Genomic DNA, 24,635 nt, shown 5'->3' with positions numbered 1-24,635 from the left:
TCATCCGATGTTCCGCCCTGTATTCACCAGCCCGACGCGTCGCAGCTTCCTCGGCGGCGCCGCCCTGGGCATCGGCGCGCTGGCGGGCTTCGACCTCACCGTACCAGCGCATGCGGCGAGCGGCCGTGTCACCGACACGGTCCGCCTGACCTGGGGCCTGAGCGGGCTCAATCTGATCGCCAAGGAACGCGGCGCGTTCGAGAAGCAGTTGGCCAGGGACGGCATCAAGGTCGAATGGCTGGGGCCGTTCCCGAATCATGCGCCGACGCTGCAGGCCGTCACCGGCGGCAGCGCCGATTTCAGCTTCGGCGGCAGCACGACGCCGGCGCTGGCCGCGATCATCGCCGGCTCGCCATTGGTGTTCACCCAGTTCGTGGTCTACGAGCCGCGCACCACCGCGATCATCGCGCGGGATGACTCCGGCATCAACAAGATCGAGGACCTCGTCGGAAAGTCGGTGGCGGTGAACCGCTCCGGTCTCGGCGAGTTCCTGCTGGTTGCGGCGCTCGAGAAGCACAAGGTCGACCGCGCCAAGGTCAAGTTCGTCTACCTCAATCCACCGGACGCCGCGCCGGCACTGGCTTCCGGCAAGGTCGATGCATGGTCGATGTGGAGCCCGGGCGTGGACATCGCCCGGCTCGAATACAAGGCGCACGACATCTTCCTGGAGGGTCGCGATCTCGAATTCCAGATCGACTACACTTCCTACCTGACCACCCGCAAATTCGCGACCGACAATCCAGCGCTGGTGCGCGCGGTCAACGATGCGTTCCGCGCCGAAGGCAAGTGGATTTCGGAGAACAGCAAGGACGCCGAATACATCGCGCAGAAGGCCGGCAAGTACAGCGACCAGGTCCGCGACCAGTTCATCGCGCTGAACCGGCAGTATCGATACTTTGCGGCCAATGACGAGAACTTCCTCGCCGAGTTGCAACGGGCCGCCGACTGGCTGGCCGCGCGCAAGGTGCTGCCGGAACCGGTCAAGGTCACCGACCACCTGGCCCAGCTCTGATCGGAAACCGTCGCTATCCCTCAACGTCATTCGGGTGACACCATGAACAAACCTGTATCCGCCACCTCGCTGGAGCCCTCCGACCGCCTCCACAGCTATGCGCCCGATCTCGACGCGCTGCTCGGCCGCATCGCCGAGGGAGCCGGCGACCGCGAACGCGAGCGCGTGCTGCCGTTCGCGGAGATCGATCTCATTCGCAAAGCCCGTCTCGGCGCGTTGCGGCTACCGGTGGAGGCAGGCGGCGCCGGCATCTCGATCCGAGCCTTGTTCGAGATCGTCATTCGCCTCGGCGAGGCCGATGCCAACGTCGCCCATATCCTGCGCAACCATTTCAGCGTCGTCGAACGACTGGTGCGGCGGCCGAAGGATGATCAACACCGACAGTGGCAGAAGGCGGTCGCCGACGGTGCCATCATCGGGCTAGCGGCGACCGAGCTCGACACGCCGAAGGTCGGCAACGTGACGCCGAACACGACGCTCACGGCCGATGGCGACGACTACCTGCTCAACGGCACCAAATACTACAGCACCGGCACGCTGTATTCGGACTTCGTCCTCGTCCGGACCGCCGACGCGGCCGCGACCAACGCGGCCGTGCTGATCCCGGTCAATCGCGACGGAATCGAGCTGGTCGACGATTGGGATGGCCTCGGCCAGCGGCTGACGGCGACCGGCACCACGCATTTCCGCAACGTGCGGGTCAGGCGCCAGGAAATCGTGTTCGACGCGCCGGACACCGGCTATGGCATCCCCTACTCCAACACATTCGCGCAGCTGTTCCTGACCGCGATCAACGCCGGCATCGCGCGCGCCGTGCTGCGGGACGCCACCGTTCTGGTGCGCTCGCGCAAACGGACTTTCTACTACGCGCCGAGCGAGGTTCCAGTGGACGATCCATTGCTGCAACAGACGGTCGGCCAGATCGCCAGCGGCGCATTCGCCGCCGAGACTGTCGTACTTGCCGCTGCGGAAGCGCTCGATGTCGCGACCGACGCTTTCGATGCCGGCGACGCGAACGCGGTGGATGCCGCCCATAGCGCAGCACTGTTGGCGGCCAAGGCCAAGATCGTCGCGGACGAGTTTGCGATCCGGAGCGGGAGCCTGCTGTTCGACGTCGGCGGCGCATCGGCGACCAAGAAGGCGACCAATTTCGACCGCCACTGGCGCAATGCGCGGACACTGGCGTCGCACAACCCGAACACCTTCAAAACGCGCTCGATCGGACAATACGAAATCAGCGGCACGCCGCTCCCCGCCAAGGGCTTCTTCTAGCGAAGTCCGATCCGGCGAGGCAACACAAGGGAGACTCCCGATGAGCAAGCCGGATATCCATCTCGTCGACGCCGACCACGAGATCGAGCGTCAATTCCGCCTTGTCATGCGCCGCCTTCCGGGCGGCGTTTGCATCATCACCGCGGGACAGGGCGAGGACATCACCGGCATGACGGTCACCTCGCTGACCTCGCTCAGCGCCAGCCCGCCCCGGCTGCTGGTCAGCATCAACCGGCAGGCATCGTCGTTCGGGCTGATCGCGCGTCATCGGCTGTTTGGCGTCAACATCCTCGGCTCGGACCAGCAGGCCGTCGCCGAGCGCTTCAGCAATGGCCAGGTGAAGGGCAAGGAGCGATTCGAAGGCATCGCCTGGACTCATGGACCGTCCGGCGTGCCGCTGTTGCAGCGGTCGCTTGCGATGGTCGAATGCCAGGTCGAAGAGATCATCGAGCGGCATTCCCACGGCATCATCGTCGGCCGGCTCTCCAGCATGGAGCTGTCGCATCGGCTGTCCGGTCTCACCTACTGGAATGGACAATATGTCCAGATCGATCGCGAAGCCGATCTCGACCTGCTGGCCGAAGTCAGCATTCCTCTCGCGCATGTGCGCTAGGCCCGGGAAAGGCAGAGCATGAAACGCGAAACCCCGCCCACATCGCCTCCGTCATCAGCCGGTGCAGCGGGCAGGCCACCAGGCCGCTGGCAGCTCGATCGCATCGTCGCTGAATTGCGTACCTCCCGGGAGGAGACCCATAGCATCCGGCGCGACGGCGAGGCACGCCGCGCCCCCTCGCGCGAGGCGCTGGAGGCGATCCTCGACGGCCTCACCGAAGCGCTGTTTCCGCGTCATTACGGCCGATCCGATCTCGACGGCGAGAACATCGATTATTTCGTCGGCCATACGCTGAGCACGGCGTTGGATTCGCTCAGCGCTCAAATCCATCGCGGCGCGTTGTTCGTCGGCGACGAGCTGGAGCCGGGCTTTGCGCATGAAGAGGCGATCGAGCTGACACGCGGCTTCGCGGCCCAGCTGCCACAGGTCCGCGGACTCCTGATCAACGATCTGCGGGCGGCATTTGTCGGCGATCCGGCGGCGCGGAATTTCCCCGAGATCCTGATCGGCTATCCCGGGATGACCGCCGTCATCCACCATCGCCTTGCCCATCTGCTCTACCAGATCGGCGCCCGGCTGGTGGCCCGCCTGATGTCGGAGATCGCCCACACCAGGACCGGCATCGACATTCATCCCGGCGCCCGGATCGGCTCCGGCTTCTTCATCGATCACGGCACCGGCGTCGTGATCGGCGAGACCGCCATCATCGGCAACAACGTCCGGGTCTATCAGGCGGTCACGCTGGGCGCGCGGCATTTCCCGACCGACGACGAGGGCCTCGTGATCAAGGGCGACGCCCGGCACCCGATCGTCGAGGACGATGTCGTGATCTACGCCGGCGCAACCATCCTCGGCCGGATCACGATCGGCCGCGGATCGACCATCGGCGGCAATGTCTGGCTGACCAAGGACGTGCCGCCGGACAGCGTCGTGACGCAGGCCACTGCACGAAACAGCTCCAGCGGGGCCTGAACGGCCAAGGCCGTCCCATCATCAAGAACAAGCAGAACCGTGTGAGCCACGACATGAGCAAACGACAGCTTTCCCTCAACCTCTTCATCTATCCCGGCGGCCATCACGAGGCGGCATGGCGCTACAAGGACTCCGCCGCGGATCGGATCCTCGATATCAGCTATTACCAGGAGCTTGCCCAACGGGCCGAGGCGCAGAAATTCGACGCGATCTTCTTCGCCGACGGACCCGCGCTCGCCGACAACGTCCGCTATGCACAGCGCTTTCGTTTCGAGCCGATCACCTGGCTGGCCGCCATCGCGGCGGCGACGAAGCGGATCGGCCTGATCGCGACCGCATCGACCACCTACACCGAACCCTACAACCTCGCCCGCTTGTTCGCCTCGCTCGATCATCTCAGCGGCGGCCGGGCCGGCTGGAACATCGTCACCACGAGCAACGCGCTGGCGGCGCAGAATTTTGGCTTGCCTGAGCACCCTCCCCATCACGAGCGCTACGAGCGGGCGCGCGAATATCTCGATGTGATCACGCGGCTGTGGGACAGCTGGGAAGACGACGCGGTGGTCAATGACCCCGTCTCCGGCGTGTTCGCCGACACCGGCAAGATCCATCCGATCGACCACGTCGGCAAGCATTTCCGGGTACGCGGCCCGCTCAACATCTCACGGACGCCGCAGGGGCGGCCGGTCTATGTCCAGGCCGGCTCCTCCGAGGATGGGCGCGCCTTTGCCGCGCGCTTCGCCGAGGCGATCTTCACCGCGCACCAGACGCTGGCGAGCGCCCAGGAATTCTATGCCGACATCAAGCGGCAGGCACGCGCCTTCGATCGCAGTCCGGATCAGGTCAAGATCCTGCCGGGCATCAGCCCGTTCATCGCCAGCACACAGGTCGAGGCCGACCGCCTGCAAGACGAGTTCAACGAGCTGATCCAGCCGGAATACTCGCTGACCCAGCTCCGCCAGATGATCGGGCTCGATCTTTCCGGCTTCGACCTCGACGGCCCGTTCCCGCGCCATCTGATCGACACCGACGGTGCCCGCGGGGTGGCAAGCCGCTTCAAGCTCGTCGTCGACATCGTCGATCGCGAGAAGCCGACCATCCGTCAGCTCGTGCAGCGGCTCGCCGGAGCGCGCGGCCATTGGGTGATCGCGGGTCCGCCGGAGAAAATCGCCGACAATATCCAGACTTGGTTCGAGAATGGCGCCGCCGATGGCTTCAACGTGATGCCGCCCTGGCTGCCCGGTGGCTTCGACCTGTTCGCCGAGCACGTCGTACCGATCCTGCGCAAGCGCGGCCTGTTCCGCGACGAATACGCAGGCACCACGCTGCGCGATCACTACGGCCTGAGCCGGCCGCAAAGCGTGTTCTCCGGATCAGTCAGGGCGATCGCGTGATCGCCTGACAAAGTCCGAGACGACCGGCCTTTTAACGGCCGCCACCAACGTTCACCCCAACTGCCAAGGATTTGACGATTCCTATGAAGACGACGCCTCTCCTGCTCCGCTCACTCGTTCTGTTTCTCAGCGCCCTCTGCGCCGCCGCCCTGCACGCCGAGACCGCAGCCAAATCCGATTTGAAGGTCGGCTTCGTGCCGGGCCCCTATATCGATGAATTCAAGGTCGGCGTCGCGCCGGAGCTGGAGAAGAAGGGTTATCGAATCCGCTATGTCGAGTTCTCGACCGGGCTCGAAGCCAACAACGCCGTGTTCAAGGGTGAGATCGACGCCAATGTCATGCAGCACACGATCTTCCTGGACTCGTACAATGAGCGGCAACAGACCGATCTCGTCGGCATCGTCCATGTACCGACGCCGCCGATGGGGCTCTATTCGAAAAAGCACGCGGTGGGCTCTCCGATCAAGCCCGGATCGACCGTGGCCGTGCCCAATGATCCCGTCAATCTGCAACGCGCGCTCTGGATCCTGCGCGATCTCGGGCTGGTCGAAATTCGCGACTCCAAGCCGGTCGATGTCAGCGAACTCGATGTGATCAAGAACCCCGGAGGCATCAAGATCGTGCCGCTGGAGGCCGCGCAAGCGCCAAGAGCGCTCGACGATGTCGACTTCGCAGCCATCCAGGGCAATTTCGCGATCTACAGCGGCCTGAAGCTGACCAATGCGTTTGCACTGGAGAGGATGACAACGCCCTATGTCAACGTGGTCGCTGTGAAGAAGGCCAATGCGAATGCGGCCTGGGCGCAGGACATCGTCGCCGGCTACAAGTCGGAGACGTTCAAGACCGCAATCCTGTCGGATCGGTTCTATGACGGGTTTACCCTGCCGGACTACCTGAAGTGACCGCCTGACCGGACTTCCACCGCAAACGCCGAAGCGCGACGAGATCGTGTTGAATCATCGTCGCGCTCCCGCTTATGTTCAGGTCCGATCTCCGGAAACTCGCCCGCGGGTCTTCCGGAGCGCTGGATCAAACCCAGCCGCCATCGACGATGTAGTTCTGGTTGGTGCAGGCGCCGCTGTCGGCGGCGGCGAAGAACAACACGACGTTGGCGATGTCGTCGGGCACCAGCTTACGCTTGAGGCATTGGCGCTGCATCAGCTCGGCCACGCCTTCCGGCGTCAACCATAGATCCTGCTGCCGCTGCGTCATGATCCAGCCGGGCAGGATGGAATTGACCCGTACGTTGTGCGGCCCGAGATCGCGGGCGAGCGCGCGGGTCAGGCCCTGAACCGCCGATTTGGCCGTCGTGTAGCAAGGCATATTGCCTTGACCGATCACCCAGCTCACCGAGCCGATGTTGACAATCGAACCGCCGCCTGCCTGCTTCATGTCCGGTACGACGGCCTGGGCGGCGAAGAACTGATGCTTCAGGTTGACGGCGATCCGCTCGTCCCAGAATTCCGGGGTGACGTCCTCGATCGCATGGCGGTCGTCGCGCGCGGCGTTGTTGACCAGGACCGTGATCGGCCCAAGCGTCTCTCGGATTGCAGCGATCGCCTGCCTGAGCGCGCCGATATCGCGGAGGTCGGCGTGCTCGAAATGCACGCTGGCATGTGCTCCAAGATCGGACAGCAGTTGCTCGGAGGACGTCAGATCAATGTCGATGAAGCCGACCCGCGCGCCCTGGCCAAGGAACTGGCGGACGATGGCCTCGCCGATGCCCGAACCGCCGCCGGTCACCAGCACGGTCCGGTCCTTGAGGCTTGGATAGATCGCGCCCTGCATTTGGCATTCTCTCGTTTTTGCGCCGGAGCGGCGTCGGTTGCGTTGCCGCGGCGCAAGCAAACACCGCTGCTTTCGGTGTTCAGTCGGTGGCTTCCATGTGGTTTCGGTCCACGACCCGCAGCGTCCGCCGCACCATGCCATCGACGATCGCCGCCGATTCGCTTGGACGGACATAGATCGCGGTCGACTTGAGCAGCCACGGCAGCACCGCTTGCTCGAGCCGCTCCTCATAGGCGTGGCGCATCATCTCGAAGGCCTGCAGGCCGGGGCCCGCCAGCACGACGTGATGCGGACGCAGCACCGAGATCGTTGCGGCGACCGCCTCAGCCAGCGAGCGGCCTGCGGCCTGGAATACCTGTTCGAGCCGGGGATCGCCGCTCTGCGCGCGCTCGCGCAGCAGCGCCATCTGCGCCTCGGAAGGCTGCTGCGACGCCGCCGGCGGCAGGTCGAGAAAGGTGCGGGCATCGCGATAGAGCGCGTAGTCGGCAAGATAGGCTTCGATGCAACCGCGCTGACCGCAGCGGCATTGCGGACCGTCCGACGCCAGCTTGACGTGGCCGATCTCGCTGCCCGCGTCGGCGCCCCAGCGCGCTTCACCGTCGATGACGACACCCATTCCGACACCGTGGCCGACCACAATCGTTGCCGAGAGGCCTTGCGCCAGTGCCGGCTCCGCGGCCGTCAGCGCCAGCGCCACGGCGACCGCGTCGTTCGCCATCACGGGCTCGACCCCAAATGCCTCGCGGATCGGCTGCGCGAGATCGACGTCGGTTGCCGACAGCGCCGGACTCCACAGATGCCGGCCGGTATCGGCGTTGACGATGCCTTGCAGCGCGATCCCGATTCCCAACAGCCGATGCCGCGGGGTGTCGGTCGCCTCGAGCATGGCATCGATCTGCGCCACCACGAGATGACGCAACGCGGTCGCATCGAGCGCACGTGTCGGGAGTTCAAGTCGCGATTGCGCCAGGGCGGAGCCGCTGAAATCCGCGATCAGCGTCTCGATCATGTTCATGCGCAGCGAGACCGCGACGATGCGGCCAAACTCCGGGTTCAAGGTCAACAGGACTGCCGGCCGGCCACGACGACGGCCAGTGAGCCCGTCGGCATCCTCGTCGTCACTATCGTCGGACCATGACACCGTCTCGGTCTCGGCCTCACGGAGCACCTCGTCCGCGATCAATTTCGACGTGATGGCCGAAACGGCCGCGAAGCTCAGCCCCGTGCTGCGCGCGAGTTCGACGCGCGGCAATGGCCCTTGACGCCGCAACATCTCGACGAGGCGGCCGCGGTTCGATCCGCGGCCAATGCCGGAAGCACGTCTCGACGGCTCGGTCTGCTCGATCATATCGCCTCTTTAATTTGTCTTATGAAGTTAATCAACGTGTTCGACACTCAGTGTAATCGAAAAGGCACAACCAAGAGCTATTTTTGCTCGCCAGATTTACTATCATCGTACCTTGTGTACTATTAGTGCGTGAAGAGACCAGCAAAAGCATCCTTGACTGAACACAAGCCCTTTCCTAGTTTCTTCACGAACTGAATAAAATAAGGCGTAGCAAGCGCCGCGCATATCGCCCCACCCAATGGGGCGACCAAAGGGAGGTGCTCATGAAGGGCCCAATAAAGAAGTTGATTCTGCCGCTGCTGGCCAGCGCGGCAGCGCTCGCGATCGCCACGGGCGCGGTACAGGCGGAGCCGAAAAAGACCATCGCGCTGGTGACCAACGTTGCGGCCGACTTCTGGACCATCGCCGGCCGCGGGCTCGAGAAGGCCCAGAGAGAGCATCCGGACTACAATATCGAACTGATCGTCACCAACGAAGGCACCGCGGCGGGTCAGCGGCGGGAGCTGGACGACCTGCTGGTGCGCGGCGTCGCCGGCATCTCGATCTCCGTCGACGATGCGCCGCATGCCACCGAACAGCTCAACAAGGTGGCGGCCAAGACCGTGTTGATCACGACCGACGGCGACGCACCGCAGAGCAACCGTGTCGCCTATATCGGCACCGACAACGTCGCGGCCGGCCGCCAGGCAGGCGAGGAGATCAAGAAGGCGCTGCCGAACGGCGGCAAGATCGCGCTGTTCGTCGGTACGATGGATGCCGACAATGCCCGCGAGCGGGTGCAGGGCATCAAGGAATCGATCGCAGGCACCAAGGTCGTGCTGGTCGACGTGTTCACCGATCAGGTCGACTTTGCCAAGGCCAAGGCGAACATGGAGAACGTGCTCGTCAAATATCCCGACATTGCATTGTTGTCCGGCTTGTGGAGCTACGAGACGCCGCTGATCTATGACGCAGTGAAGGCCGCCGGCAAGGCCGGCAAGGTCAAGATCGTCGGCTTCGACGAGGACCAGCGAACGCTGCGCGGCATCTCGGATGGCACGATCGAATCCACCGTCGTGCAGCAGCCATACGAGTTCGGCTATCTCTCCGCCGTCAACATCATCAAGACACTGAACGGCGACAAGTCCTGGATCCCGAAGGACGCCAAGCTGATCGTACCGACCAAGGTGATCAACAAGGCCAATGTCGCTGAGTTCGCCGCCCAACTGAAGGAATTGCTGAAGAAGTAACTTCAGCCGGCTTCGCCGCCCGGCCGCCAGCAGGCCGCCGGGCGGCGTGCAGGAGGACATTCCGAATGGCCGAGACGCTGCTGGAGCTCAGCGGAATCAGCAAGACCTACCCCGGCGTACGGGCGCTCGACGACGTCAACCTGCGCCTGCATCGCGGCGAGGTGCTGGGCCTGATCGGCGAGAACGGCGCCGGCAAATCGACGTTGATGCGGGTACTGGCCGGCGTGATCGCACCAAGCGCGGGCGTGATCCGCATCGGCGGAAGCGAACACGCCCGGATGACGGTGAGCGAGGCGACCCAGGCCGGTATCGCCTTCGTGCACCAGGAGCTCAACCTGTTCGACAATCTCGACGTCGCGGCCAACGTCTTCATCGGGCGCGAGAAGCTTGCCGGTGGCCCGCTGAAACTGGTGGACAATGCCGAGATGCGCGCCCGCGTCACGCCGTTGCTGGAACGACTGGGCGCCGATTTCAAGCCGGGCACACTGGTTGACAATCTGTCGCTCGCGGAGCGGCAGATGGTGGAGATCGCCAAGGCACTGTCGATCGACGCCCGCGTGATCATCATGGACGAGCCGACCTCCAGCCTGACGATCTCGGAGACGGAGCGGCTGCTCGAGGTGATTGCCGACTTGAAGGCACACGGCATCTCGGTGATCTACATCTCCCACCGGCTCGGCGAGATCATGAGCTGCGCCGATCGCGTCGTGGTGCTGCGGGACGGACGCACCGTCGGCGAGCTGGCGCGCGACGAGCTCAGCCACGCCGCGATGATCCGCCTGATGATCGGCCGCGACCTGAAGGCGCTGTACACGCCGCCGGCGAGCGCGCCGCAGCCGGGCGGCTGCGACATCGCCGGCGTGGTCACGACGGCCTTTCCCGGCCGGCGGATCGACCTGTCGGTGCGGCGCGGCGAGATCCTCGGCCTCGCCGGGCTGGTGGGCGCCGGCCGCACCTCGCTCGCCCGCGCGATCTTCGGCGTCGACCCGCTACTCGGCGGCGAAATCAGGATCGACAACGCGCCGGTCGGCGTCGCGTCGCCGCGGGATGCGATCCGGCAAGGCATCTATCTGGTGCCGGAGGATCGCAAGAAATCCGGGCTCGTGCTGGAGCTGCCGATCCGGGAGAATGTGACGCTGGCGAGCCTGCTGGACCACGCGCGGATGTGGCTGGTCAACGGCGCGGCCGAGCGCAAGATCGCCAAGGATCAAGCCAGGCGCCTGTCCATCAAGGCACCGAGCGTCGACATCGAAGCCGTGACGCTCTCCGGCGGCAACCAGCAGAAGGTGGTGCTGGGCAAGTGGCTTTCGATGCAGCCGCGCGTGATGTTCTTCGACGAGCCGACCCGCGGCATCGACGTCGGCGCCAAGAGCGAGATCTACGCGCTAATGCGCGGCCTCGCCGACCAGGGCGTAGCGATCGTGATGATCTCCTCGGACATGGAGGAAGTCATCGGCGTCTCCGACCGGGTCGCGGTGATGCACGAGGGCAGCGTCAGCGGCGTGCTCGAGCGCGAGCAGTTCAGCGAATACAACGTGCTGAGGCTGGCGGTCGGCCAGGCGCTGGAGACGATGGAGACCGCCGCGTCATGATGAAGAAAGAACTCGGCCTGTTGTTGCTGCTGGTGGTGATCTCCGCGATCACGGGCGCGATCAATCCGGCCTTCCTGTCGTTGGTGAATCTGCTGAACATGGCCAATCTGATCGGGCTGTTCGGCGTGTTCGCGCTGGGTGAAGGGCTCGTGATCATCACCGGAGGCATCGATCTGTCGCTCGGCTCGATGTTCGCGCTGCTTGGCGTCGTCTTCATCGATCTGCTGACGACGTATCAGGTGCCCTGGCCCTTCGCGCTGCTGCTGGTGCTGATGGGCGGGCTTGCGCTCGGCGGCATCCAGGGCTTCCTAATCACGCGGCTGAAGATGCAGCCCTTCATCGTGACGCTGTGCGGGCTGCTGATCTATCGCGGCGCCGCGCGCTACTACACCAGCGATTCGACGCGCGGCTTCGGCTACGGCGACGAGGCCAGCACGCTGAGCAACATCGCCTCCGGCAACATCGCTGGCATCCCGAACACCTTCATCTTCCTGATCATCCTCGCGCTGGTCCTCGGCGTGCTGCTGCATCGTTCGGTCTACGGACGCTGGCTCTATGCCGTGGGCAAGAACGAGGAAGCGGCGCGCTTCTCCGGCATCAACACGAACATGGTGATCGCAACCGCCTATATCATCAGTGGCGGCCTCGCCGGCGTTTCGACTGTGCTGTTCGTCTTCTACACCAACTCGGTCTCGCCGAGCTCGTTCGGAAATTTCTACGAGCTCTACGCGATCGCGGCGGCGGTGCTCGGTGGCTGCAGCCTACGCGGCGGCGAGGGCTCCATCCTCGGGATCGTGCTCGGGACGGCGCTGCTGCAGGTGCTGCAGAATCTCGTCAACATCCTGGGCATTCCCAACTCGCTGAACTTCGCGGTGATGGGGACCGTGATTTTGATCGGCGTGCTGGCGGATCAGCAATTGCAGGCCCGCCGGCGGCGCAAGGCTGCGCTGGCCGGCCTCGCCCGTACCGCGCCCAAGCCGAAGGACAGCACAATTCTGCAAAGCGCAACGCCGCACGGCGCGGCTGCGTTGCCGACGACGACAGGCGATCAGGCATGACAAGCCGAAGGAACCACGATCGAGAACGGCGACTTGAGGGGAGGAATGTGGTGAGGAGTTCATTGGGCAAGATTGATCACGTGCATGGCGCTCGCGTCGATGTTGGCCCTGCATGGCGGGTCTGGCCGAGCCGCGGACGGCCCCTCACCACCGTCTCGACGGGCGTTGGCGCGCCCGCACTTTCCATCTCAAGTTGAACGATCGGAATTACAAACGGGGCGCGTTCCACGCTGAAGGGCTTTGGGCGGGGACGTGACACAAAAATCGACAAAGCCGGGGACGCTGGGAGTGCAGAAAATGTCACTTAGGTCAGTAGCCACCGCGCGGGCGTGCGGCGTGGGGATCGCCTTGTTATCTCTGTTCGGCGGCGGCGGCGCGCATGCGGCCGATCTGTTCACCAAGGCTCCGCCTGTGCCTTATACCGAGACCGACGATTTCTGGACGCGGCCGTATCTGTTCGGCGATCTCGGCAGGACGCAGCTCAAGGACCGCGGCATCTCGCTTGCCCTGACGCTGGGTGACGAAGCCGTCGGCAACCTGTCGGGCGGCAACAGGAACACCGCGACGCAGGCCGGGCAGTTGTTCTTCCAGGCCAAGTTCGACATGGCGAAGCTTGCCGGCATCCAGGGCGGCACGGTCGGCCTGACGCTGGTCGACCGCTTCGGCCGCAACCTCAACGACGAGGCAGGCATTCCGGCCCTGCAACTGACCAATGAAGTGTTCGGCCGCGGCAGCATCCTGCGCCTGACCGAGCTCTATTACTCGCAGAAGCTGTTCGACGACCGCCTCGAACTGAAGGGCGGCCGCTTGCCGGTCGGCTCGGACTTCTTCTTCGGCCTCTGCGAATTCATCAACCTGACCTTCTGCGGCGGCCAGCCCGGCAACATCCAGGGTGGCTACATCTACAACTGGCCGGTGAGCCAATGGGCCGGTGTGGTCCACTACAACTTCGCCAAGGAATTCCAGTTGTCGGTCGGTGTCTACGATGCCAACCCGAACTATTTGACGACGTCGGACTCCGCGACCTATTTCCTGCCCGGCGTCCCCGGTTCGAGCCGTGCATCGGGTGTGCTGGTGCCGGTCGAGTTGGTCTGGGCGCCGAGCGGTCCGTTGAACGGGACGTGGCGCTTCGGCGGCTGGTATGACAGCGCCTCGACGATCGACGGCGGCCTGCCGGGGATCATCGCGATCGCGCCGGGCATCGGTGGCGTCTCGGATCAGAATCTGGGAGATTCACGCGGCCGCTACGGCGTCTATGAATCGATCCTGCAACGGCTGACCGTCGACGGCCCGAAGGCACAGGGCTGGTACACCTTCCTCAATACCACCGTCGCCGATCATCGGACCTCCTATCAGGACTACCAGATCGCACTGGGCTTCAGGCACACCGGAACGTTCTCATGGCGCCCGGACGACGAAGTCGGCTTCGCGGTGGGCACGACCCACGTGAATTCCGCCGCCCTCACACCCAATGCCGGCGGCAACGAAGTTCCGATCGAAGCCTGGTATGGATGGCAGGCGACCGGCTGGATGAACCTCAAGTTCGACGCCCAGTACGTGATCAATCCCGGCGGGCGCGGATACAATGCGGCCGGCGTGAAGACCGACAATGCCTGGATTCTCGGCTTGCGCACGCTGGTGCACTTCTGATCCGGCGGCGGTCTGCCAGCATGCCTGAGCGAGGCCAACCATGGTGATCCCTCCCGACGCCGGACTGCCGGTCCTGGAGTTGAAGGGAATCGGCAAGGAATTCGGCGCCATTCGTGCTTTGCATGGCGTCGACCTCCGCATCGCTCCCGGAGAGGTGGTTGGCCTGATGGGCGACAACGGCGCCGGCAAGTCGACGCTGGTCAAGATCATCGCCGGCAATTTCCCGCCAAGTCAGGGCGAGATCCGCTTCGACGGCACGGCGGTTCATTTCGCCCGGCCGATCGACGCCCGCGCGGTCGGCATCGAGGTGGTCTATCAAGACCTCGCGCTGGCCGACAATCTCACGGCCGCGGCCAACGTCTTCCTCGGCCGTGAGCTCAAGCGCAGGCTCGGTCCGTTCGCCTTGCTCGACCACAAGGCGATGGCGGCACGTGCGCGCGAACTGTTCGCGGAACTGCGTTCGGAGACGCGCCCGGACGATCTCGTCAGGCAGATGTCGGGCGGCCAGCGTCAGGCGGTCGCGATCGCGCGGACGCGGCTCTCCAACGCCAGATTGGTGATGATGGACGAGCCGACCGCGGCGATCTCGGTCCGCCAGGTCGAACAGGTCCTGAGCCTGATCCATCGCCTCAAGGAGCAAGCCGTTGCGGTCATGCTGATCTCGCACCGCATGCCCGACGTCTTCGCAGTCTGCGATCGCGTCGTCGTCATGCGCCGCGGCGAGAAGCGGGCCGACAAAGCGATCGGCGACAGCAGCCCCGAGGAAGTCACCTCCCTGATCACGGGAGCGAAGGAGGCTGCGTGATGGCCACGCCGGTGGAATCTCCCGTTACCTTCAGCAACGTCGGCAAGACCAAATGGTGGCAGAGCGGCTTCCTGGCGTCGCAGACCGGCTACGTCCTGCTCGCGCTGGTGGCGCTGTTCGTGGTGATGAACTTCGCCAGCCCATATTTCCTCACTGAAGGAAACATCCAGAATGTGGCGAAGAACTTCTCCTTCATCGCGATCGCCACGCTCGGCGTGACCTTCGTCATCATCACGGGCGGCATCGACCTCTCGGTGGGCTCGGTGATGTGCTTTTCCGCGATGATCACCTCGATGGTCATGACGCAGATATCGACACTGGGCCTGCCGGGCGCCGGGTGGTTCGTGCATCTGGCTGGCGACGGCAAGACCGTGATCGCCAACCTGCCCGGCTTGATCCTGCTGGTCTCGGTCCTCGCGGGACTCGGCGTTGCGCTCGTGGTCGGCCTCGTCAACGGCTTCTGCATCGCTGTGCTCGGGCTGTCGTCGTTCGTCACCACGCTCGGCATGCTCTCGATCGTGCGCGGCCTCGGCTACGTCGTCTCCAACGGCCGCGGCAGCTTTCCGAGCGGTCCCGACACCGATTATTTCTACGAGCTGACGTCGGGCGTCGTATTCGGCCTGCCCGCGCCGTTCATCTACCTCGTGATCCTCGCGGTGGCGATGGCGGTCGTGCTGCACCACACCAGCTTCGGCCGTCACGTTTTTGCGCTGGGCGGCAACGAGAAGGCGGCCGCGTTGACCGGCATTCCGGTCGTGCGGGTCAAGATCGAGGTCTATGTGATCTGCGCACTCGCAGCGGGTCTGCAGGGTATCATCATCTGCGGCTGGCTGGGATCTGCACCAGCGAACATGGCGTCGTCCTACGAGCTCAACGTCATCGCCGCCGCCGTGATCGGCGGTGCCAATCTCGCCGGCGGACTCGGCGGCCCGCTCGGGGCGATCGTCGGCTGCATGCTGCTCGAGGTGATCCGCAACGGGCTGGTGCTCGCGCAGGTCAACTCCTATTGGCAGCAGACCCTGGTCGGCGTGATCATCATCGCAGCGGTGCTGGTCGATCGTCTCCGTTCGCGCATGGCATGAAGATTTTCCCGGGAGGATAACGAAATGAACGTCTATCCGCCTCCCGTAGCCACCGACCGCAAGCGATAGACGCAAAAGCTATGGAGGGACGTACAATGAGAAGAGCACTCCTTGCCGCCGCTGTCCTCACCGTGATGGCCACGCCAGCATTTGCGCAGAACTACAAGTTCGTGATCGTGCCCAAGGCGATGAACAATCCGTTCTTCGATTTCGCGCGCGACGGTTGCCAGAAGCGCGCCAAGGAACTCGGCAACGTCGAATGCATCTACAAAGGTCCGGTCGAGCACGAGCCGGCGACGCAAGCGCAGATCATCCAGGATTTCATCACCCAGAAGGTCGACGGCCTGGCCATCTCGGTCGCCGATGTCGCGGCTATGACCAAGTCGATCGAGGCGGCAACCGCGGCCGGCATTCCCGTCATCACGTTCGATTCGGACGCGCCGGGCTCGAAGCGGATTGCCTATATCGGCACCGACAACAGGGAGTTCGGCGTCGCGCTCGGCAAGCAATTGCTCAAGCTCCGGCCTGGTGGCGGCAAGTACGCGCTGATCTCGGGCGGGCCCGGCGCGGAGAACCTGGCCGAGCGCGTCGACGGTGTTCGTGAGGCGCTCAAGGGCTCGAAGTGGACCGAGGTCGGGGGCTCGCCGACCTTCTGCAACGACGACCCCGCGCTTGCCGTACAGCAGATGACCGATCTGCGCACGGCGACCCCAGACCTCGCAGCGATCATCCCGGTCGGCGGCTGGCCGATGTTCGCGCCGGAAGGCTTCAAGGCATTCGTCAGCAAGAGCAAGAAGGATCTCGACGCCGGCAAGTTCACACTCGTCGCGGCCGACACCCTCAGGATGCAACTCGAGTTGCTCAACGAGGGTTATGCCAACTCACTGATCGGCCAGCGCCCATTCGAGATGGGCGGAAAGGCGATGGACACCCTGCTGGCGATCAAGAAAGGCCAGAAGGTGCCGGAGATCATCCACACCGGTCTGGACGTCGTGACCAAGGACAATGTCGCGGCGATGTTGAAGTAGCCGCGCAGGTTCGGTAGAGGCTGCGCCACCCGTCACGGACGCAACCTCGGCCCACCGGAGCGGCGGACCACGGTGCGGCCAAGAGCGGCCGCACAATGCCGCAAGGCCAGCCGGAGATCATTCTCGACCGTCCGAAGGCTGACCCGCAGGTGATCCGCCACGTCATGCGCTGTGCGGCCCTCGATCGAAATGCCCTCGAGCACGCGACGCGGCCGCTCCGGAAGCTCGGCCAACGCGCGCTTCAAGGCTGCGATCTCCGAGCGCGCCTCGACCACCCTCGTGGCGTCGGGCTGATCATCGCAGATATCCAATATTGCTTCCACGTCGGACACGCCGACGCGATAATTCTGCGCCCGGTGGCGATCCTTGGCGACATTGATAGCGATGCGAAACAGATAGTCGTTCGGGCTGCGCACCGGCTCCGCTTCCGTGACCCGATCCAGCCGCAGGAATGTCTCGTGCAGCGCTTCATGGGCGAAGTCGGAGGATCCCAGGCGGCGCGTCAGCCTTGTAATGAGCCCGCCATAGTTCTCCACCAACTGGTCGCGCAGCCTGGCCTGATTGACATCACCCACGTTCGAAGCCCCTGCCTGCCTCTTAGAGCGCCTTCCCGCGAAATGGACAGCGGTTCGCGGGAAGGAAACGCGTCAGTCCAACAATCCAGAGCCCCGTTCCGATTCAATCGGAACGGAAGACACCCCGGCGTCACTGCGGAACAAGCTTGCGCTTCTCTTCGTCCGTGAGGCCTCGCGTGTCGATGTCGGTGAGCGGGCCGTAGCCGACCACTTTGAGGGGATCGTTGGGATTGTAGCTCCGTTGCTCGGCCGGTGGCGGCCGCCGCTTGTCCTCCGGGGACGTCTCGCCGTCGGCTCCGCCGCCATAGCCAAGCACCTCGACGATGATGATCGAGGGCTGACTGTTGGCAGCAGGTGCCGCGGGCTGCGCCTGCTGAGACGCCGCAGTCGTGTTGTTTGCGGAGGTCAGCGCACCGACCGGCGGACCGGTGACGACCGGCAGGCCCGACGACACGCCCTGTACCTGGATGTTGGTCGCATTGATGATTTGCAACGCAGCCAGGTTGACGTTGCCGGAGACGCGGACGCCGGCCTCGCCGAGATCGATGCTGCCAAGCGGCGCGACGAGGTCGATATTGCCCGGTCTTACGCTCGGAACTTGCTGGATGGTGGCGACACCCGCGCCGAACACCGGCGGCACAGGGGTCAATTGCACACCGCCGTAAGGATCATAGGTCCGGTTTGGCGGCGTGTAGATCGCGGTGGTCTTGGAGCCGCGGCCGGCGTTGATGTCGCCCTCCGCCGACCAGGCGCTGATGTTGCCGCCATAGACGGTCATGACGCGGCTTTGCCCGAGCAGGATACTACCCTGCGCATAGATGCCGATGTCGCCACCCTGCCCCAGCGAGACGAGGCCCGCATCCGACGTGGGTGTCACGCCTTCGGTGCCGACCAGCACCTTTCCGCCCGGCGCCATCAACTGGATGCTGCCGCCATCGCTGCCATTGCTGGGTCCGGTGCGGACGAAGCCGCTGAGGGATCTGCCATTGGCATCGAGCGCGCTGAACAAGGTGATGTCACCTTGGTAGCTTTGCGGTTGCCCGCCGGCGCCCTGGCTCGGAAACAGCACCGCGATCGCGTCGCGCCCGCGCAGATAGCTTCCCGGACGCAGACCACTGGCGTCGTTGTACTCCCGGCCGCTCGCCGTCAATTCCGCGAAGTAGACCATGCGATCGAACGTCGCCTGTTGTTGCAGCGAGAGCGCGCTACGGAAGAAGCCGAGTGCGCCGTCCTGATCGCCGGTGTAGCCGTAGTTGACCTGTAGCCAGCCGTAGAGCATCGCATTGTAGGTAAAGCGGCTCTGCAACGCGCTGCTGCCGAGGAAATAGGCGATCGCGTCGCCTTGCGTACCGGCATAACCGGTGCTCTTGAGCCAGGCATAAAGCGGCGTGCTGGTCGGGTACTGCGCCCGCTGCGACGCCGGCAGGCCGCTGAAGAACGCCAGCGCGCCGCTTTCGTCGCCGGTGTAGCCGGCGGCGCTCTTCAACCAGACCGCCAGATCCTTGAGCGTGGCGACTGTGTCCGCGGTCTGAATAGCCTTGCCCGGCTGGCCGGCCAGCGGCTTCGAGGGATCGGCCGCGTTCGCGGGATCGAGATAGCGGGCGGCAAACCCCGCATAGTTGATCTGGCCAACACCCGGCTCGCCGGGGCCGACGCCGGCCAGCAGCGACACCGCAGCCACCGGGGTCGTGCTGCCCGAGATCAGGGAGGCAAGACCTTCAACGCTTGCGGTCGCTCCCTGATAGAGGTTCTTCCCCGCAACCAGCGACAGCGAGCCGGGACCTGAAACGCGGAGACCGGGCACGGAGCGTCTGCCAGTGCTGTCGTCGAGGAAGTCGTTGATGCCGGCATAGATGATGTTGCCGGAGGCAGCGATCAACGACATGTCCGAGGGGCTATCGTGAAGGATCATGCCGTTCAGATTCACGATGTCGCCACCGGCGAGGATCTGCACCGGCTTCATCGCCCGATAGAACGTCGTGCTGACATTCTGATTGCCGATAAAGGCGAGACCGACATAGGTCGCCCCATATCTGAGATTGAGAACGTCGCCGCCGACCGCGTAGACATGCGAGACGATGTCCGCGCCGCCGAAAGCGGTGGCGTCGGTCACGGTGTTCGGGCCGAAGGCATACAGCGGCAGGCCGGCGCCCGACATGCCGTCGAGAGGCTGGGAAAATTTGCCCCAGAAGTTTGACGCAGTGATCTGCGTGCCGCCGGAACTATCAGCCTGCGACGACAGCCAGCCGGGATTGAACGGCGTCGCCAGGCTCGACAACGAGGTCGCTGATGGGCCCAACAGTCCGTTCGACGATGCGATGATCTTGCCGGCAGCGAGCAGATCGAGTTCGCCCTGGGGAGACGGCATCTGGGTGCTGCTGGCGGCATCCACCGGCGTCAGGTAGATGCTGCCATTGCCGGCAACCGCGCGCAGGATCGGCGGCAGCACCGACGTGGTCGACAGTCCGATTCTGGAGACGCCCTGGTCGGAGGACAGCGGCGCGAGATTGCCGCCCGCGGCAAACAGGTTGACCGCAGTCGTTCCCGTCCAGAGCGTGAACCACGACGCGGTCTGCAGGCCATTGCCGCCAGCGCTCGCGTTCTGAGACAGCAGGCCACGACCCAGGTCATCGATAGTCCCCATCGCGAGGTCGCCGCGCGCGCGAACGGCAATGGTTCCGTCGCCTGGCGCAAACGAGCCACCAGCGACTGCAACCATCCCATAGGGTATCAGCGGGTTGGCGGGGCGCGGATCAGCGAGACTAACGCCGAAGTTTGTTCCGGTCAGGGTACCAAAGGCCCCCGCATCGACGCTGGTGTCGCCGCGCAGGTTGACGAACTGGTTGCCGCCGGTACCGACATTGCTGCCGGCCGCCACCTTCAGCGAACCGCCGCCGGTTTGCGCGAGGCTGCCATCGCCCAACACGCGGCCGCTGCCGCCGATTGCGACGATGATGCCCTGCCCGGCATCCCCGATGTCGTGCCCCGCAGTGACCGTGACATTGCCGCCTCCCAACGCACCGACTCCGGCGAAGGCGGACAGCGCCGGCTGCGGCCCCGGATAGTTGGACGTCGCCACATAGCTACCGAAATTGACGCCCCACGCGGTCGCCTGCCCGAGCGTGGCGCCGCCTTGACGCCACAGCCAATTGCCCACTGCGGTCGCGCCCGGCGGCAGATTGCCACCAACGTCGCCTTGCGCTGCCAGCAGCACGTCGCCGCCGCCGTCGGTGTAGTACATGCGTTGCGGATTGAGCGTCGGCTCGTAAGCCGCATTGGCCTGTCCCATCACCGAGCCATCGGGCAACGTTGCGCGGCCGAGATTGTACGCAGCGTCGACGGTAATCGCCGTGCCTGCCGTGTAGACGCCGAATGGCGAGGTCTGCTGATAGTTGCCGCCGGCGAGAATCTCGAGACTGCCGGTGCCGGTGCGCACCACGCTGACACCCGGGCTCGGGTTTCCCGTGCCGGCCAGGTTGACGTTGAAGGGATCGTTCAGCACGACGTTGCCGCTGCCCGACAGCGTCGAGACTGACTGCAAGGCGCGGCTGTCCACGCCTGCGAGATCGGCGCCGCCGACCAGGCGCATCGACCAGGATTGCGTGCCCGGCGCGAGCATCGGCGCGATGGCCCATACCTGACGGTCACCCGCCGCGGTCAACGACCCGACACTCATGCCGGCAGGCAGAATCGTGCCGATCGGCAGCGAGACATTCTGGGCGAAAGTATAGCCGTTGAAGAGGGTAAGGTCGGCATTGGGCGGCAGGGTCACCGACTGGATGTACGCCCCGATAACGAGCAGAGAGCTTGAGAAGTAGGTGCCAGCCGCGATCCTGGTTCCAATCTGCCAGGTGATGGCGGTGGAAATCCGGTCACCGGATCTATAGAGGACGCTCCCGTCGGGATTGTAGATCGTTCCGAACACGCGCCGCCCCGAAAAGGCTGGCTGGAATGGATCGGAGAGCACGACGTCAACAGGGAAAGGATGCGCGGCAGTGGGATCCTGGTTGAGATAAGTATCTTCCGGGAGGGTCAGCGGGATGTTGATCGTGCTGCCGCTTGGAATCGACGATCCGGCGGACAATGTCGCCCCGACAGTTTGGACGGTGTAGTCGGAATCCAGCGTCCCGGAGAACAGGACTTTCAAGCTATCGGGTGAAGCCGGCGGCCGCGCAAACCCATCGTTGACGCTGCCGTTGATCTTGAGGTTGCCGCCGGCGCGGACGACCAGCACACCCGGCTCGCCCGAGCCCAGGACCCCGGTCTTCTGAGTGAACGGATTGAGGCCGGCGTAGCGGAACCCGGAGAGATCGAGATCACCGGCAGTCGAAAGATCGCCGTCAGATCGGATTTCGACACCGGGGCGCAGATGGAACGCGCCGGAATAGCTCGATAGTCCGGCAAGACGCTGCAGCAGGCTGCTGTTCGCCAGGGCCGCGTTGATGAACGCGGTGCTCTCGGCGTCGCGCGCAACGAGATAGGCTTGATCGATGGTGCTGCCGCCGGGCAGCGTGTAGGTCCGGAACGCGTTGACCGCGATGCTCGCCGCGCCGGTGACGGTCACGCCACGGGGCGCATTGATGGCAACGTCGTTGGCACCGTCACCCGACCCACCCGCACCGCCGGTGCGCGGCGCATTGAGGTTGACTTGTCCATAGGAGGCGAGCAACGCGCCTTGTGGCGAGGTGACGCTGACGTCGATGCGTGCACCATCATCGAGCAGCAACGTGCCCCGGCTGGTGGTCAGTTCGACGGTTCCGCGGTTGCTGGCCGCGATCGGCTGACCGTAACTGTCGGTCTTGAGCACGGTGCCATGCGCATCGAGCACGCCCGATCCGGTGAGGTCGAGAGTGTCGCGCGCCGAGAGGCGGATCGTGCCAGGCGATGTGCCGCTGGCGTCGATCTTCCCGTTGACGACAAGCGATCCGCCATCGAGCGAGATCGTGACGCTGCCGGCTTTGACCTCGTCGCCGACGACGAGGCTGCCTTGCTTGATGTCGAAGGCACGCGATCCGAACACCCCGCCCGCATTCAGCATCGTATTGAGCGCGGCGAAATTGCCGATGCTCTGGCCCGTCGCCAGGAACGCGCCGCTGGTATAACCGCCGCTGCTGCCACCCAGCACCTGACCACCGAACAGCACCGCGCCATTGCCGGCCGTCGCGCTGACGCTGCCGCCGACGTTGTTGACGGCGGACACATCGATCACCGAGCCCGCAGACTGGACGATGTTCGCCTGCCCGCTGCTCATCACCAGGGTGCCGCCCCAGCTATTCTTCGTGACGTCGAAGAAAGCAATGCTGCGGCCGGCAAGATCGATATGGGCGTTGCTGCCGAGCGCCACATCGTTGGTCCCATTCAACGTCAGCTTGCCGCTCGGCAATGCCACCGCTGTGTCGAGAACCACGCTCGCACCGGAGAGAGAAACGGTGCCGCCGAGATCGGTCACGGCCGCGGTATTGGCAGGTACCATGCCCGCAGGCGCCGCAGCATTGATCGTGCCGCCGGCCTTGATGTCCAGCACCGCGCCGTTGGTTGCCGTCACCAGCGGCGTCGTCAGATTGAGGTTACCACCGACGAGGGTCCCGGAGGCATCGCTGATCTGGCCGACCGAGAGCGTGCCGTTGCCGTTGGAAGTGATACGTGTCGCCGCGCCGAGATTGACCGTGGAGAAGCCGAGCGCGATCCGATTGAGTGTAGCACCATCGGTCGGCCGGCTCGCGGCATCGTAGCCGAACAGAATCTCGTTGGCCTTGATGTTGAACTGCCCCGAGCCCGTGCCGGCGCCCCCGGCAACACGGCGGGCGGTGGCATGCTGCCATAGGCCGGCGGGCTGCCGGTCCGGATTCCGTTCCAAATCAGCCGATCGGCGATGATCGTCGCGCGATCGTTGGCTCCCCCGCGACCGTAGATCGCCGGGGTATTGATCACGAATTGCAACGACTTCCCGTTCGGTCCGCCAGTGGCGTCGAGCGACGCGGTGCCGAAGAAGTTGAGGCTGCCGCTGGTCAGGATCAACTGTTCGAGTGCAGGCACGCCCGCTGTCGTGGACGGACGCAGCAGTCTGTCGAGTTCGACCTGAGTCAGTGTCCAGCCGGCCGGCAGCACGCCAGCTGCCCGGGCGGCCACGAGCGATGCCGTATCGCCGATATTGATCTGGTTCTGCGTCACTGCGAGATAGCGTGCGCCGAAGTTGGCGTCGCCGATGTTAAGCTGTCCCGGCGCGCCGAGTACGATGCTGCCGTCCGTCAACAGCGATGCGCCGCTCGCCAGCGAGATCGCGCCGGTTCCGCCGATCGGCAGGAAGTTCAGCCGGCCATTGCCGACCGCGAGCACGGCGGGCCCGCCCGGATACTGCTCGTTCTGTGCATTGCTGTACACGTAGCCAAGCGTCGAATCGATCACCGCGCCGGTCTTGCCGCGGGTGTCGATCGTGGTGGTCCCGGCGACATTGATGTTGTTGCCGACGAGGAAGACCTGGCCCGCTTGCAGCGTCGCGCCGTCGAGGACGTTGACGGTACCGCTGCCGCTGAGCTGGATCCGGGGCCCGTAGATTTGGTCGAACCAGTAAAGGGAATGCCCGCCGACGACGAGCAAGCCGGCATTGAACGCATTGAGGTCCGCGCTCGAAAGCGACGTATGCCCGGCGATCGGAGCAGCGTCAGGTGCGGTGATGTCGATGATATTGCTTGGCGCCGACGAGTTGACGATCAATCCGCCGGTGATGCCGTCACCGCTGCCGTTGAACAGGGCCGTGCCGGCGAAGGCCAGTGACTGGCCGCTGTCCGGCGGAGTGCCGAAACTGAGCGAGAGCACGCCGCCATCCGACGGGAGACGCGGACGCACTGCGCCGAACGTCGCCGCCTGGCTGCGCGCAAAGTCGCTGTAGCTCATCTCGTTGTATTGCGAGTAGCTGCGGACGGTTCGACCGGGCGTGAGCAGGAGCTGTGCCCCCAACGCGTTCACGATACCGGTGTTGGCGATTCCCAGCGTTCCGGTCGCCGCGTAGGATCCGTTGCCGAGTCCGACCGCTCCCGTCAGCGTCGTGTTGATGCCGCCGAGTTCGACGCGGAACGCGCCGGGCAGCAAGGCGTAGCTCGACGGCAGCAGCGTGTAGGTTCCTGCTGGCAATCCCGGCACGCCGGCGCCGATCGTGACCTGCTGGCCGACGACGGGATCGCCCGCGCCATTGGAGGCGATCGAAGGCGCATAGGCCG

Annotated in this window: 17 protein-coding genes; 13 read left to right on the top strand and 4 right to left on the bottom strand. The window is 64.7% G+C overall.

The window, feature by feature from the left end; genetic code table 11:
* The first annotated feature begins 7 nt into the window (after nucleotides 1-7).
* The 6 genes from CWS35_RS13085 (at nucleotide 8) to CWS35_RS13060 (ending at nucleotide 6,165) form a co-directional block, all read left to right on the top strand.
* Nucleotides 8-1,012 carry an NrtA/SsuA/CpmA family ABC transporter substrate-binding protein gene (locus CWS35_RS13085; protein ID WP_100952114.1) on the top strand — a complete coding sequence of 335 codons (1,005 nt, stop codon included), beginning with the start codon at nucleotides 8-10 and terminating at the stop codon, nucleotides 1,010-1,012.
* A 42-nt stretch (nucleotides 1,013-1,054) separates the two neighbouring features.
* On the top strand, nucleotides 1,055-2,284 hold the full coding sequence (locus tag CWS35_RS13080) for an acyl-CoA dehydrogenase family protein (RefSeq protein WP_100952113.1): 1,230 nt from the start codon (nucleotides 1,055-1,057) through the stop codon (nucleotides 2,282-2,284).
* 40 nt (nucleotides 2,285-2,324) lie between these two features.
* On the top strand, nucleotides 2,325-2,897 hold the full coding sequence (locus tag CWS35_RS13075) for a flavin reductase family protein (protein ID WP_100952112.1): 573 nt from the start codon (nucleotides 2,325-2,327) through the stop codon (nucleotides 2,895-2,897).
* Nucleotides 2,898-2,915: 18 nt separating this feature from the next.
* Nucleotides 2,916-3,869: a serine O-acetyltransferase EpsC gene (gene epsC, locus CWS35_RS13070; RefSeq protein ID WP_100952111.1), complete on the top strand. Its 954-nt coding sequence runs from the start codon at nucleotides 2,916-2,918 to the stop codon at nucleotides 3,867-3,869.
* Nucleotides 3,870-3,922: 53 nt separating this feature from the next.
* The gene (locus tag CWS35_RS13065) at nucleotides 3,923-5,263 is read left to right on the top strand and encodes an LLM class flavin-dependent oxidoreductase (protein ID WP_024582991.1); all 1,341 of its coding nucleotides are present in this window, start codon (nucleotides 3,923-3,925) and stop codon (nucleotides 5,261-5,263) included.
* Nucleotides 5,264-5,346: 83 nt separating this feature from the next.
* On the top strand, nucleotides 5,347-6,165 hold the full coding sequence (locus tag CWS35_RS13060) for a MetQ/NlpA family ABC transporter substrate-binding protein (RefSeq protein ID WP_100952110.1): 819 nt from the start codon (nucleotides 5,347-5,349) through the stop codon (nucleotides 6,163-6,165).
* Nucleotides 6,166-6,292: 127 nt separating this feature from the next.
* Here the strand turns inward: CWS35_RS13060 and CWS35_RS13055 are convergent, their stop codons facing one another.
* Nucleotides 6,293-7,051, bottom strand: coding sequence for an SDR family NAD(P)-dependent oxidoreductase (locus CWS35_RS13055; RefSeq protein WP_024582989.1), 759 nt, complete (start codon nucleotides 7,049-7,051; stop codon nucleotides 6,293-6,295).
* A gap of 79 nt (nucleotides 7,052-7,130) precedes the next feature.
* The gene (locus CWS35_RS13050) at nucleotides 7,131-8,399 is read right to left on the bottom strand and encodes an ROK family protein (protein ID WP_100952109.1); all 1,269 of its coding nucleotides are present in this window, start codon (nucleotides 8,397-8,399) and stop codon (nucleotides 7,131-7,133) included.
* Between the two features lie 263 nt (nucleotides 8,400-8,662).
* Between CWS35_RS13050 and CWS35_RS13045 the strand changes: the two genes are divergently transcribed.
* The 7 genes from CWS35_RS13045 (at nucleotide 8,663) to CWS35_RS13015 (ending at nucleotide 16,843) form a co-directional block, all read left to right on the top strand.
* On the top strand, nucleotides 8,663-9,628 hold the full coding sequence (locus CWS35_RS13045; RefSeq protein ID WP_100952108.1) for a sugar-binding protein: 966 nt from the start codon (nucleotides 8,663-8,665) through the stop codon (nucleotides 9,626-9,628).
* Nucleotides 9,629-9,693: 65 nt separating this feature from the next.
* Nucleotides 9,694-11,220 carry a sugar ABC transporter ATP-binding protein gene (locus CWS35_RS13040; RefSeq protein WP_100952107.1) on the top strand — a complete coding sequence of 509 codons (1,527 nt, stop codon included), beginning with the start codon at nucleotides 9,694-9,696 and terminating at the stop codon, nucleotides 11,218-11,220.
* Complete coding sequence (locus tag CWS35_RS13035) at nucleotides 11,217-12,278, top strand: ABC transporter permease (RefSeq protein ID WP_100952106.1); 1,062 nt, start codon at nucleotides 11,217-11,219, stop codon at nucleotides 12,276-12,278. Before CWS35_RS13040 ends, CWS35_RS13035 begins: the two co-directional genes overlap by 4 nt.
* Nucleotides 12,279-12,575: 297 nt before the next feature.
* Nucleotides 12,576-13,928 (top strand): carbohydrate porin, encoded by a 1,353-nt coding sequence (locus CWS35_RS13030; RefSeq protein WP_024582984.1) that lies wholly within the window; start codon nucleotides 12,576-12,578, stop codon nucleotides 13,926-13,928.
* Between the two features lie 40 nt (nucleotides 13,929-13,968).
* Nucleotides 13,969-14,733, top strand: coding sequence for an ATP-binding cassette domain-containing protein (locus CWS35_RS13025; RefSeq protein WP_100952105.1), 765 nt, complete (start codon nucleotides 13,969-13,971; stop codon nucleotides 14,731-14,733).
* Nucleotides 14,733-15,815, top strand: coding sequence for an ABC transporter permease (locus CWS35_RS13020; RefSeq protein WP_168226319.1), 1,083 nt, complete (start codon nucleotides 14,733-14,735; stop codon nucleotides 15,813-15,815). The genes CWS35_RS13025 and CWS35_RS13020 overlap by 1 nt, the downstream gene beginning before the upstream one ends.
* A gap of 95 nt (nucleotides 15,816-15,910) precedes the next feature.
* Nucleotides 15,911-16,843 carry a sugar-binding protein gene (locus CWS35_RS13015; RefSeq protein WP_168226318.1) on the top strand — a complete coding sequence of 311 codons (933 nt, stop codon included), beginning with the start codon at nucleotides 15,911-15,913 and terminating at the stop codon, nucleotides 16,841-16,843.
* A gap of 32 nt (nucleotides 16,844-16,875) precedes the next feature.
* Here the strand turns inward: CWS35_RS13015 and CWS35_RS13010 are convergent, their stop codons facing one another.
* Nucleotides 16,876-17,418, bottom strand: a complete 543-nt coding sequence (locus tag CWS35_RS13010) for an RNA polymerase sigma factor (protein ID WP_100952102.1) — start codon at nucleotides 17,416-17,418, stop codon at nucleotides 16,876-16,878.
* A 130-nt stretch (nucleotides 17,419-17,548) separates the two neighbouring features.
* Nucleotides 17,549-23,275, bottom strand: a complete 5,727-nt coding sequence (locus tag CWS35_RS13005) for a filamentous haemagglutinin family protein (protein WP_100952101.1) — start codon at nucleotides 23,273-23,275, stop codon at nucleotides 17,549-17,551.
* Nucleotides 23,276-24,635 lie beyond the last annotated feature (1,360 nt).

Source organism: Bradyrhizobium sp. SK17, from assembly GCF_002831585.1.
In the GTDB taxonomy this organism is placed as follows: Bacteria; Pseudomonadota; Alphaproteobacteria; order Rhizobiales; family Xanthobacteraceae; genus Bradyrhizobium.
The sequence above is the reverse complement of the archived record's forward strand: the minus strand, read 5'-3'. Positions and strand labels throughout refer to the sequence as shown.